This is a genomic window from Fictibacillus barbaricus (genome assembly GCF_031457135.1).
GTDB classification, from domain to species: domain Bacteria; phylum Bacillota; class Bacilli; order Bacillales; family Fictibacillaceae; genus Fictibacillus; species Fictibacillus barbaricus_A.
Map to the genome: position 1 here is coordinate 856,651 of NZ_JAVDWA010000001.1, position 13,054 is coordinate 869,704.

At 39.6% G+C, this 13,054-nt stretch carries 10 protein-coding genes; 7 read left to right on the forward strand and 3 right to left on the reverse strand.

Going from position 1 to position 13,054, the window contains the following annotated elements; genetic code table 11:
* Nucleotides 1-162 precede the first annotated feature (162 nt).
* The 4 genes from J2X07_RS04580 to J2X07_RS04595 are packed head-to-tail and all read left to right on the forward strand — an operon-like array spanning nt 163 to nt 3,257.
* Nucleotides 163-1,404 carry a 2,3-diketo-5-methylthiopentyl-1-phosphate enolase gene (locus J2X07_RS04580; protein WP_310256992.1) on the forward strand — a complete coding sequence of 414 codons (1,242 nt, stop codon included), beginning with the start codon at nt 163-165 and terminating at the stop codon, nt 1,402-1,404.
* The gene (locus tag J2X07_RS04585) at nt 1,401-2,069 is read left to right on the forward strand and encodes a 2-hydroxy-3-keto-5-methylthiopentenyl-1-phosphate phosphatase (RefSeq protein WP_310256994.1); all 669 of its coding nucleotides are present in this window, start codon (nt 1,401-1,403) and stop codon (nt 2,067-2,069) included. The genes J2X07_RS04580 and J2X07_RS04585 overlap by 4 nt, the downstream gene beginning before the upstream one ends.
* Nucleotides 2,066-2,743 carry a methylthioribulose 1-phosphate dehydratase gene (locus J2X07_RS04590; RefSeq protein WP_310256996.1) on the forward strand — a complete coding sequence of 226 codons (678 nt, stop codon included), beginning with the start codon at nt 2,066-2,068 and terminating at the stop codon, nt 2,741-2,743. Before J2X07_RS04585 ends, J2X07_RS04590 begins: the two co-directional genes overlap by 4 nt.
* Nucleotides 2,721-3,257, forward strand: coding sequence for a 1,2-dihydroxy-3-keto-5-methylthiopentene dioxygenase (locus tag J2X07_RS04595; protein ID WP_310256998.1), 537 nt, complete (start codon nt 2,721-2,723; stop codon nt 3,255-3,257). Before J2X07_RS04590 ends, J2X07_RS04595 begins: the two co-directional genes overlap by 23 nt.
* A gap of 318 nt (nt 3,258-3,575) precedes the next feature.
* On the opposite strand, the gene J2X07_RS04600 is transcribed toward J2X07_RS04595, so the two are convergent.
* Nucleotides 3,576-4,664 (reverse strand): AI-2E family transporter, encoded by a 1,089-nt coding sequence (locus tag J2X07_RS04600; RefSeq protein WP_310257001.1) that lies wholly within the window; start codon nt 4,662-4,664, stop codon nt 3,576-3,578.
* Between the two features lie 157 nt (nt 4,665-4,821).
* Here J2X07_RS04600 and asnB point away from each other — a divergent pair, with 157 nt between their 5' ends.
* Nucleotides 4,822-6,669, forward strand: a complete 1,848-nt coding sequence (gene asnB / locus J2X07_RS04605) for an asparagine synthase (glutamine-hydrolyzing) (RefSeq protein ID WP_310257003.1) — start codon at nt 4,822-4,824, stop codon at nt 6,667-6,669.
* Between the two features lie 191 nt (nt 6,670-6,860).
* On the opposite strand, the gene J2X07_RS04610 is transcribed toward asnB, so the two are convergent.
* Both J2X07_RS04610 and J2X07_RS04615 read right to left on the reverse strand, forming a co-directional pair.
* Nucleotides 6,861-8,216, reverse strand: a complete 1,356-nt coding sequence (locus J2X07_RS04610; RefSeq protein ID WP_310257005.1) for an MATE family efflux transporter — start codon at nt 8,214-8,216, stop codon at nt 6,861-6,863.
* Between the two features lie 105 nt (nt 8,217-8,321).
* Entirely contained in the window at nt 8,322-10,040 is a 1,719-nt protein-coding gene (locus tag J2X07_RS04615; RefSeq protein ID WP_310257007.1) for a glycoside hydrolase family 13 protein, read from the reverse strand.
* 330 nt (nt 10,041-10,370) lie between these two features.
* On the opposite strand from J2X07_RS04615, the gene J2X07_RS04620 reads away from it, so the two are divergent.
* On the forward strand, nt 10,371-11,636 hold the full coding sequence (locus J2X07_RS04620; RefSeq protein WP_310257010.1) for an extracellular solute-binding protein: 1,266 nt from the start codon (nt 10,371-10,373) through the stop codon (nt 11,634-11,636).
* A 155-nt stretch (nt 11,637-11,791) separates the two neighbouring features.
* The gene (locus J2X07_RS04625) at nt 11,792-13,054 is read left to right on the forward strand and encodes a carbohydrate ABC transporter permease (protein ID WP_310257013.1); all 1,263 of its coding nucleotides are present in this window, start codon (nt 11,792-11,794) and stop codon (nt 13,052-13,054) included.

Sequence of the window (13,054 nt, forward strand, 5' to 3'; positions counted from 1 at the left end):
CTTCTTGCTTCTGAATGATAAACGATTGGAAGTTCATTGATTAGCGGCGAATCTCGTCGTCATGTAGGAGCAAATAAATGATTCCTAGACTTTCTTGCTTTTAATTGGTCAAAGGATGAAAAGTTCATAGCAAGTTTTGTGTTTGAAAGGGGTTTAACAACGATGAGTAAAGTAACAGCGACATATTTAGTACATGACAAAAATGGAAATTTGGAAAAGAAGGCGGAGGGGATCGCACTTGGTTTAACCGTAGGCTCGTGGACAGATCTTCCGCAATTAGAAAAACAACAGCTGGAAAAGCATAAAGGCATTGTAGAAAGTGTCGAGGTATTGGATGACGATCATAAAACGAATCAATTTTTAGGAAGCGAACGCACGAAAGGCATAATTAAAATTTCATATCCTGCAGCCAATTTTTCACCAGATATTCCGGCCATCTTAACGACAGTCTTCGGAAAGCTTTCACTGGACGGTGAAATAAAACTCGTAGATTTAGAGTTTGATAAACAGCTGGAATCACGTTTTCCTGGGCCGAAATATGGTATTGAGGGTATTCGAAAAATATTAGGTGTCCATGATCGGCCGCTCGTCATGAGTATTTTTAAAGGTGTTTTAGGAAAAGACTTATCTTTTTTTGAACAGCAACTTTACGAACAAGCTTTAGGTGGTGTTGATCTTGTAAAAGATGACGAGATTTTATTTGATAATCCACTCACCCCATTTGAAGACCGAGTTAAAACGGCAAAAAAAGTACTTCAGAAAGTACAAGAACGAACAGGTGAAAAGACACTGTATGCAGTGAACTTAACGGGACGCACGGGTGAACTGAAAGATAAAGCAAAACGGGCTGCAGAGCTAGGAGCAAATGCACTGCTTTTCAATGTCTTATCGTATGGACCAGATGTTCTTCAAGAACTGGCAGAGGATAAAGAGATTCAGCTCCCGATTATGGCACATCCAGCTTTATCAGGCGCAATCGGTTCCTCTTCTCTTTACGGAATTGGTTACTCCGTCCTTTTAGGAAAACTTTTGAGATATGCGGGTGCTGATCTCGTCTTATTCCCAAGTCCTTATGGAAGTGTAGCGCTAGAGCGCAGCGAAGCAATCAGTATAAGCGAGGCTTTGACAACGGACGGCATCGCACTAAAAAAGGCATTTCCAGTACCGTCTGCAGGTATTCATCCAGGGCTGGCACCAGTTTTGTATAAAGACTTTGGCATCGATAGTGTGATTAATGCGGGTGGCGGAATACACGGTCACCCAGATGGAGCAGCAGGCGGGGCACGGGCTTTTCGTCAAGCTATTGATGCAGTTGTAAAAGGGCAAGACTTCGAAAAGTATGGTGAACAACATCCTGAACTTCAAAAAGCTTTAGAGCTTTGGGGAGGAGTGCCTGTTACATGACGAGTCATCCAGTGATCTTTTGTGATTTTGATGGAACAGTCACAGAAAAAGATAATATTGTCGCCATTATGGAGGAGTTTGCACCAGATGGTTGGCAGCCGATTGTAAAAGATATCTTGAATGAGTCGATCTCGATAAGAGAAGGGGTAGGGAAGTTGTTTTCCAGAATTTCATCTGATAAGCGTGATGAAATTATCCAGTTTGTTTTAACCCGTTCAAAAATTAGGGATGGCTTTCAGGAATTTATTGATTTTACAAAAAAAGAAAACATACCGCTTTATATTGTGAGCGGCGGGATTGATTTCTTTGTTCATCCCGTATTGGAAAACAAAATAGAGGCAGAACAGATCATTTGTAACGGAAGTGATTTTTCAAAAGAATTTATTGAAATTACCTGGCCGAATGCGTGTGATGACAAATGCACGAATGATTGCGGCTGCTGCAAACCATCGGTGATTAGAAGGCTGGAGCAAAAGTATCCTCATTCGCAAAAAATTGTAATCGGGGATTCGATTACAGATCTTCAAGCATCTAAGCGTGCAGATGTCGTGTTTGCAAGAGATTACTTAATTGAAAAATGTGAAGAAAATTCAATTCCATATACACCTTTTGAAACATTTTTTGATGTGATTCATGCTTTAGAGAAAAAGGAGGTAAGAAGTTGACGATACATGAAGAACGATGGAATGAACTTGCTGATGTGAAGGATGAACTTGCTGCAAGGAACTGGTTTCCTGGAACGAGCGGTAACGTATCGATTAAAGTTTCTGATGATCCATTGAGGTTTTACGTTTCAGCCAGTGGAAAGGACAAAACAAAACGAACAGCAGAGGATTTTTTACTTGTAGATGAAGAAGGTAAAGCTGTGGAACAAACGTCACTTAAAGCTTCAGCTGAGACTGGTATTCACTGCGAGGTTTATAAATTAACGGATGCGGGCTGTTGTCTTCATGTACACACCGTCGACAACAATCTTATTTCTGAGTTATATGGAGATGCAGGAAAAATTACGTTTAAAGAACAAGAACTGATCAAAGCTTTTGGAATCTGGGAAGAAGACGGAAGCATAACAGTTCCGATCGTGAAAAATCATGCAGATTTAGAGAAATTGTCACAAGCAGTTGCAGAAGTAATCACGCCAGAAACGAAAGCGGTATTGATTCGAAACCATGGTATCACGGTGTGGGGAAAAAATGCGTTTGAAGCGAAAAAACATCTCGAGGCTTTTGAATTCTTATTTTCATATATGATCAAGCTACAGTCACTTGCCTTACTTAATAAAAAACATAAGTTCAATTCATTTGGAGGGGTAAAATATGGCACATTTAAGATTTCATGATAACAATGAAAGAATTGAAGTACAAAATGAGGTAGAGTCTTATTTAAACAGCCAAGGAGTTATCTACGAAAAGTGGGACATTGAAAAACTGCCTGAGAATCTTCGTGAAAACTACAGTTTAACAGACGAAGAAAAAGCAGAAGTAATCCAAACATTCCGCAGTGAAATCGATGACATCTCTAAACGTAGAGGATATGTAACGGAAGATGTAATCTCCTTATCTGATGCTACGCCTAACCTGGATGAACTATTGAAAAACTTTTTGGCAGAACATCATCATACGGACGATGAAGTACGTTTTATCGTATCGGGGCACGGAATTTTTGCGATTGAAGGAACGAACGGAAGATTTTTTGATGTAGAGCTGGAGCCCGGTGATCTTATCTCCGTACCAGAAAATTACCGTCACTATTTTACACTGCAAGAAGACAGAAAAGTTGTAGCTGTCCGTATTTTTAAAGCAAAAGAAGGCTGGGTTCCGATTTATGATAAAGAACCGCAGCAAGTAAAATAGCTGAAAAGTAAAAACAGCCCGCTGGAAACTTCAGCAGGGCTGTTTTTACGAGCGGAATCAGAAAAATACGAGCGGAATCAGAAAAATACGAGCGGAATCAGAAAAATACGAGCGGAATCAGAAAAATACGAGCGGAATCAGAAAAATATGCGCGCCATACGGAAATTATGCGCGCCATACGGAAATTATGCGCGCCATACGGAAATTATGCGCGCCATACGGAAATTATGCGCGCCATACGGGAAATATGCGCGCCATAAGAAAAACAAGCGCCATACAAAATACAAAACTAAAAACACCGGCTGCCCGGTGTTTTCTTTATTGCTGCTGTCCTTTTCTTAGTTTAATCAATCTGTACGTATGCAGTACGATAACTTTTAAAACTGCGTAAACTGGCACTGCAAGTATCAATCCGAGTAAACCGCCAAGACTTCCGGCAACGAGCAAGATCGAGATGATCGTAAGCGGGTGAATATCAAGCTTTTTCCCCATAACTTGCGGTGAAATTAAGTTTCCTTCAATCTGCTGGGCAATGACCATGATGATCAGTACTTTAATGACCATTGCAGGAGAGTCGACGACAGCTACAATAAGAGCGGGTACGACACCGATAATCGGTCCTAAAAAAGGAATAACGTTCGTAAACATAGCAATAATCGCTAGGATTAAAGAATATTCAATACCGATAACTAAGTAACCGATATAGAGCATCGTTCCTACACATACACTAACAAGAATCTGGCCTTGGATGTATGAACTTAACGCAATGTCCATGTCTTTTAAAATTTTCCATCCATTGTTGCGCTGTCTTTCAGGCAATGTTTGCAGCACCATCTGCGGTGCCTTTTCGCCTTCTTTTAACATGTAGTACAAAATGAACGGTACCGTAACAAAAATCATAATTATATTCGTAATGATTCCAATGAAATTAGCAATGTTTGTTCCAATTGTCTGTACACTGTGCGACAAGTAAGAAGATATTTTATCAGAGATTTGTTTTACATCAAATTGATCGCTTTGCTGAAAACGATTAACCCATTCGTTCTGCTGAAGATCATTTACTTTTCCGCGGATAGAATCGATTAAAGCAGGCGTGTTTTCAACTAGATTACTTATTTGCCTTTGTAGAATCGGACCGATGGAATAAAACAGTAATACGAACAATCCGATAGCAAGCATGTAAATCAGAAGAATCGAAATCACTTTAGGGACTCTTCTTTTATGGAGAAATTGTACGATTGGACGGAACAGATAGTACAAAACTCCGCCTAATAAAAAAGGGAAAAACAATGTTTGCACTAGAACAACTACGGGCCGGAAAATAAAATCAATTTTTGTTCCAACTAAAATGACTAGAAATATGAGCAGCAATCCGTAACAAATTCGAAAAAACTTTGACTGTGGCATCCCAAAACCCCTTGTATTCACAAAATATAGATACATTATACACAGGATAGAAGAACTTGCACAAATATTAGTTGCACACTGGTACAAGAAGGAAAGCATATGTTAAGTAATGGGCAAAAGTAATTAACTTGCAGCTTGAAGAGAAAGGATGAAACCAATGTGCGGAATAACCGGTTGGGCAGATTGGAATCGAAATCTCAATGGAGAAAAAAACATATTAATTAAAATGGCAACACCTTTATCTAAAAGAGGTCCGGATGCATTAAATGTTTGGAGTACGATTCATGCAGGATTTGGCCATGCACGTCTTGCGGTCGTTGATATTGAAGGCGGAGTTCAGCCGATGACCAGACAAAAGAACGGGAAGACTTACACGCTTTGCTATAACGGGGAGTTGTATAACACTGAAGACATCAGAAAAGAACTGCTGCAGCGAGGGTATGCATTTGAAGGTCATTCAGATACAGAAGTGCTGCTTGTTTCTTATATCGAATGGGGAGAAGCATGTATAGAAAGGTTTAATGGAATCTTTGCTTTCGCTATCTGGGATGAAGAAAAAGAGAAGATGTTTTTAGCACGTGATCGTCTAGGGGTAAAACCTTTCTTTTATTACGAAGGAGGGGGAATGCTGCTTTTTGGTTCTGAAATGAAAGCTATTCTTTCACACCCTGATGTTAAAGCTGAAGTGGATCGCGAAGGGTTACAAGAGGTGTTCGGGCTAGGTCCATCAAGAACACCTGGCAAGGGCATCTATAAAGGTATAAAGGAATTGCGTCCTGCACATGCCGCAACGTATACGAAAAACGGTTTAAAAATATGGCGCTATTGGAACGTTGAAAGCAAGCCTCATCAAGATTCTTTAGAAGATACCATTGATAAAGTGAGGTTTCTTGTAAACGATGCGGTAACACGTCAGCTTGTCGCGGATGTTCCGGTTTGTACATTTTTATCTGGCGGAGTCGATTCAAGTGCGATAACCGCAATAGCAGCTAAATATTTTCAAGAAGAAAATAAAGGTGAACTTCATACGTTCAGCGTTGACTATGTCGATAATGAAAAATACTTTAAAGCGAGTGATTATCAGCCGAACTCAGACGCACCATGGATTGAAAAAATGGTAGCCGCAACGGGTTCTGTACACCACCGATGTGTTATAGATAATGAGCTGTTAATCAATCATCTTCGTGAAGCTGTAACCGTTAGAGATCTTCCTGGCATGGCAGACGTGGACTCTTCATTGCTTTGGTTTTGCAGGCAGATTAAACCGCAGTCTACCGTAGCGTTATCAGGAGAATGTGCGGATGAAATTTTTGGAGGATACCCATGGTTTCATAAAGAAGAGCTTATGAACCGGGCAATGTTTCCTTGGATGCGATCGACTGAAGCAAGACAAAACCTAATACACGATTCATGGGCTAAAAAATTGAATCTATCATCATACGTTCAGCAGAGATATGAAGAAACAGTGAACGAAACACCTGTGTTAGATGGAGAAACGAAGGTAGAAGCACGAAGACGTGAAATCTTCTATTTAAATATGCTTTGGTTCATGACCACGCTATTAGACCGTAAAGACCGCATGAGTATGGGCGCAAGCTTGGAAGTGCGTGTACCTTTTGCAGATCATAGAATTGTAGAGTATGCATGGAACATCCCGTGGGAAATGAAAATGCTCGGGGGCAGGGAAAAGGGGATTCTTCGCAAAGCATTAACAGGGATTCTGCCCGATGATGTTTTGTATCGTAAGAAAAGTCCTTATCCAAAAACATTTCATCCTGAATATACAAACGGCGTAAAAGAATGGCTACAAAACATTGTAAACAAAAAAAGCTCTCCGTTGTTTGAAGTGCTGAATCGTAATAAAGTGCAAGAGATTATTGATACAAATGGAGAAGCGTTTAAAGAGCCATGGTTTGGCCAGTTAATGACGGGGCCGCAGCTCATGGCACACTTAGCTCAGATCGACAGCTGGCTGACCGATTATAATGTGAACATCATAGATTAATAGGTAGGAAATGACCCAAAAAAGTTTCTAAAACTTAGTTTTGGGTCTTTATTATTGTTCACAAAGAGAAAAATGTTTTCGCATACTTTGTCGGTCTTGTAAGGGGGTGATCTCCACGCTTTTATAAAACAGCAAAAAAAGAACTGACTCATGGCGGCAGGCACAGCTTTAAGTCAGCTCTGAAACGATCTTCAAGCGGTAGCTTCTCTTTTAATCAAAAACTTCCTCTCCCAGCCGCGTTTCTTCCATCTCCAGAGCATGAAGAGACCGCGCAGCCATTCATCAGCTGCAAAGGCAATCCAGATTCCAGCTAAACCGAGATCGAACACAATCCCAAGTAAGTATGCTAGCGGTACACTCACTCCCCACATGGAGATAATTCCCATCATGATAGGGAACTTTACGTCACCCGCCGCTCTTAAGCTTGAAATAATGACCAGATTAAAAGAACGGCCAGGCTCAAGCAACAGCGTTAAATATAGAAGCTTCGTTCCTTCGTGTAAAATTTCCGGGTTATCCGTAAAAATGGACAATAGAGGTCTCGCAAATAAGGATGCCACACCAGCCATCAAGAAACTGATGATCATGGCATATGTCTGACTGCGCAAACAGGTTTTATACGCTTTGTCATAAGATTTTGCACCGATTAAGTGACCGATGATGATCTGAGTACCTTGACCAATGGCAACTGCAAACAGAAAAATAAACATCATAATATTGAATGTATACACTTTTGTCGTAAGAGCGGTTGTACCCAGCATCGTGATAAATAACGTAACGATCATTTGCGAACCGCTGTAAGAAAGGTGCTCGCCAGCAGAAGGCAGTCCGATTTTAAGTACACTCTTAATATGAGTCGGGAATAATTTGAATGATTGCTTAAAAGGTAATGGAAACGGCGAACGTTTAAACAGCAAAAACAAGATAACGATCAGTCCTAAAAAACGGCTGAAAGAAGTGGAGATAGCTACCCCTTCTACACCTAAAACAGGAAAGCCAAATGCGCCAAAAATAAAGAGGTAATTTCCAACTACGTTTAATATGTTCATTCCGATCGTTACAAACATGGCGTCTTTTGTAAATCCATTGCTGCGGATAGCAGCTCCCGCTGACATGATGACTGATTCAATAAAAGCAAAACCGCCTACAATCATTAAGTAACTAGTGGCTTCATCCATCAGTTCCGGGGGAGTATTCATCCATTTTAAAAATACGTCACCCCAGATCACTAATACACCACTAATGATTAAACCGAATATCAAATTTCCCAGTATTGCGACAACAGCCACTTCTGCAGCTGTTTTCTGAAGTTTGGCACCAAGAGATTGGGCGATAACGACTGTAGCCCCTGTTGCAACAAATCCAAACATAACAATAACGATTGATAAAAGCTGATTGGTAAGACCTACAGCAGCAACGGAATGGTCCGAGTACTGACTGAGCATGAGTGTATCTGCATTGCCCATCAGCATGTGAAGCATAATGTCTATGAAAATGGGCCACGTAATGGCAAAAAGGGAAAGCTTGACTGCTTTGTTTCCTTTCATGTAAATCCCTCTCCATCTATAATTTCGAATTTATTTTCCTATTGTACAATAAATTGGGTGCTGTGAAAGGAAAACCCCTTACTTATTTGGTAAGGGGAGTAAAGATTATTTTTTATAGATGCTAAATCCATAAGCCGGCAATGATTCCGAACAATCCATACCATAAATTAATTTATAGTCTACTGGAATTCCGAACGGAATAGCTGATTCTGCTCCTGCATTTAATACTATGAGCAAGCTCTCTTCGTTAGACGTCCGCTCATACGCAACCGATTGACCATCAGCAAATAAGAAATTTAATGCCCCTTCATTTGCTAAAACAGGATATTCCTTTCGAAGTGATAGCAAGGTTTGAACGTGATCAAACAAAACAAGGTCTTGCTTTTCCTCATCCCATTCCATACATGCCCTGCATCCTGGATCTCTTACACCGCTCATACCGATTTCATCACCATAATAAATGCATGGTGTGCCTTTGAAAGTTAGCATTATTAAAAAGAGCAGTTTTAACTTATCTTTATTGTCATCGCAAAATGTTAATGGGCGTGCGGTATCATGTGAACCAAGCAGATTGAACGCCACCTCATTCACATTTTCGGGATACATGTTGATTACAGCTGTAATTTTTTCGGTAAATGTTTTTGCATCAATCTTCTCTTTTGCAACGAAATCAAGAACAGCATCTGTAAATGGATAGTTCATGACTGCATCAAATTGATCTCCTTGAAGCCATCCAATGGAATCATGCCAGATCTCACCAAGTATATAAGCATCTGGTTTCACAGATTTAACTGTTTTTCTGAAATCTCTCCAGAATGAATGATCCACTTCATTCGCTACATCAAGTCTCCAGCCGTCAATATCAAACTCTTCAATCCAGTATCGTGCGACTTTCAGTAAATATTCTCGAACTTCAGGGTTCTCCGTGTTCAATTTAGGCATCGATTTTTCAAAAGCGAATGTATCATAATTTGGACGTGGTTCTGTTACGATAGGGTATTCATGCAGATGGAACCAGTTTTTATAACGGGAAGTTTCTTGATTTTCCAGGACATCTTGAAAAGGTTCAAAATAAAAGCCGCTATGGTTAAATACGGCATCCAGCATTACTTTAATGCCGTTTTCATGACAGATTTTTACGAGTTTTTTAAATGTTTCTTTATCACCAAACTGAGGATCAATCTCCAAATAATCAATCGTGTCATATTTGTGATTTGATTTAGCCTTAAAAATAGGAGTGAAGTAAATTCCTGTTATCCCAAGTTTAACTAGGTAATCGATGTGATCGATGACTCCTTGGAAATCTCCTCCAAAGAAGTTAGCCGGCTTAGGTTCTTCGCTGCCCCATGGAAGCGTGCCTGCAGGATCTATACTTGCATCGCCATTCGCGAAACGCTCAGGGAAAATTTGATACCAAACCGTGTCTTTTACCCAAGATGGAGCGCGGAATACATCAATAGCATTTAGAAAAGGGAAACAAAAATAATAACCGGTATCATCTAAAGGTGCTTCATCATAAAAGCCTTTTTCAGTGTAGCAAATGGTTTCACTTTGGCTTTCTAGGACAAAGCCATAGCGTAAACGGCGGTAAGGAGGTTTTATTTCAATAAAATAATAATCAAACCATTCATCGCTTCCGCTTAACACCATTGAAGCAGTTGAAGTCTGCCAGCCGTCTTTAGTCCAGTTATAAGGGTCACCATATAATAAGGAAACTTTTTGTACATCACCTTTTTTTGTTCGTAAGCGGATATGCAATGTCTCTTCGTCATATGCATAGGCAAAACTGTTGCCTGGTCTGTGATAAATCGCTTCTTTTAACATCGGATAACTCTCCTTTCAAATAAAAAGAGGGCACAACCTAATCGAACTTAGGTTGTACCCCCACAAAAGTGTACATTGCCTTCAAATTGTTAATGGTTGTAGTATAAACAGTTCCATCGTGTAAATCAAGAGTGATGAAAGCGAATTCAAAAAAAAATAAAAAACTATTGTAAAAATTCAACAGCGATGTATAATGAAATTGAGCAACCAATGCAATCGTTTTCATAAACGACAAAAAAGTACATATTTCAGTTTGAAATCTATTTTTTTGAATCATTGTGCAAACGTTTGTATGCTTTTGATTTTTTATATTCTATGGGGGGTACAATCATGAAAAAGTTATTAGCTTTGCCTTTAACTTTTGCTCTTGCTGCAAGTGCTCTAGCTGCTTGCGGACCACAAGATGACAACAAGTCAACTGGCGGGAAAAAAGAAGCTGCTGGTGACAAGCCGGACAAGCTGGTTATTTGGGAAGACCAAGAAAAAGGTGTTGGAACGCAAGATGCTATCAAAAAGTTTGAAGAGAAATACGGCATCAAAGTTGAACTTAAAGAAATTCCGATGCTTGATCAGCAAGAAAAGCTTCGTCTAGACGGACCGGCTAAAAAAGGACCAGATATTATTACGACTCCACACGATCGTATTGGACCATTAGCGATTGAAGGATTGATTGCGCCAATCGAAGTGGCTGGCGATACAACAAAACTTTACACTGAATCTTCTATTAATGCATTAACATACGACGGAAAACTTTACGGTCTTCCAAAATCGACTGAAACACCAGTATTCATCTATAACAAAAAGATGATGGATAAAGCGCCTGAGTCTCTTGATGACTTGCTAGCTTTCTCTAAAGGTGATAAAGGCGGAGCTCAATACGGTTACTTAGCGAACTGGACTGATTTTTACTTCGCTCACGGAATCCTTTCTGGTTTTGGCGGATATGTATTTAAAGATGACAACGGTACTTTAGATCCTAAAGATGTTGGACTAGCTAACGAAGGTGCTGTAAAAGGATTAGAATACATCACTAGCTGGTACAAAGATGGTTTGTTCCCTAAAGGAATCATCGGTGAAAAAGCTGGTTCTACAATCGATGGCTTGTTCACTGAAGGTAAGGCTGCATCTGTAATGAATGGACCTTGGTCTTTCCAAGGGTATAAAGATGCTGGTATCGACATCGGTGTAGCACCAATGCCTAAACTTCCAAATGGTGAATATATTAAAACATTCATCGGAGTTAAAGGTTATAACGTAAGTGCATTCTCTGCAAACAAAGAATGGGCTACTAAACTTGTTGAGTATATCACGAACGAAGAAAGTGCTAAAACTCGTTTCGAAAAAACAGCAGAAATTCCTCCAGTTGTATCTCTAATGAAGGATCCAATTATTGCTGACAACGAAGCTGCAAAAGCAGTAGCTGTTCAATCTGAGCGCGGTGTACCAATGCCTAACATCCCTGAGATGGCAGAAGTTTGGGCTCCAGCTGCAAACGCACTTCAATTATCTGCAACAGGAAAATCTAAGCCACAAGCTGCATTAGAAGGCGCAGTAAAAACAATTAACGATAACATTAAAGCTAACCACAGCAAATAATAAAGTAATGGCAGGAAAGCGGTACCCAATCGTCGCCCGGGTACTGCTTTCTCTCACTTATGGTGTTTGTTGGAAAGATTTTGCTGGTAAGGGTCCTGAAATCTTTCGAACAAAGCACCAAAACTTATGTGAGGTATAGAAAGGAGAAACCTGAAATGACATATCGAAAGACGGCAGGTATTCTGTCTATCATTCCAGGCATTGGTCAGTTTTTTAATAAACAATGGGTTAAAGGAATAGCGTTTTTATTTTTGGCAGCATGCTATGTCATTGCGTTTTCTGATTTTCTAAATATGGGTCTTTGGGGAATCGTTACATTAGGTACTGAAGTTCCGCGCGATCACTCCATTTTTCTTCTTGTGCAAGGTGTTATTTCATTACTAGTGGTTGCACTTGGTATTGGATTTTATGCCCTAAACATTTATGATGCGTACCAAAATGGAAAGAAGCGTGATATGGGCTTATCGTTAAATACGTTAAGAGAACAATATCACAATGTAATAGATAAAGGTTTTCCCTATTTAATGATTGGACCAGGATTCTTATTATTAATATTCGTCGTTATTTTTCCAATCTTATTTATGCTCCTTTTAGCCTTTACAAACTATGACTTATATCATTCACCGCCTGCTAAATTAGTAGACTGGGTAGGTTTTGATACATTTACTTCGATCTTCTCGCTGGATATTTGGCGTGAAACTTTTGTCTCCGTTTTTGCATGGACGGTAATCTGGACGTTTACAGCAACTACTTTGCAAGTTTCAATCGGTATTCTTCTTGCGGTGATCATTAATCAAAAAGATCTACGCTTTAAAGGAATTATAAGAACACTATTAATTCTTCCTTGGGCTGTGCCAGCGTTCGTTTCAATCTTGATTTTCAGTGGATTGTTCAATGATACGTTCGGAGCAATTAATACGGATATTTTAGGAACGTTTGGAATCGATCCCATACCTTGGATGACAGATCCATTCTTTACTAAGATTGCATTGATCATGATTCAGTCTTGGCTAGGGTTTCCGTTTATAATGGCCATGACGACAGGCGTACTCCAATCCATACCAGGTGAATTATACGAAGCAGCGACTGTTGATGGTGCTTCAACGTTTGATAAATTCAGAAAAATTACACTTCCTATGATTCTGTTTGCAATTGCACCAATCTTGATTACGCAATATACGTTCAACTTTAATAACTTTAACGTTATTTACTTGTTCAACAATGGTGGTCCTGCAGTTCCTGATCAAAATGCAGGCGGTACAGATATTTTAATTTCATGGATCTATAATTTAACGATGACATCTGCTCAATATAGTAAAGCTGCAGCAGTAACCGTAATGATGTCAGTAATCATTATTATCATTGCGTTATGGCAATTTAGAAAGACGAAATCATTTAAGGATGAAGGGATGGTTTAA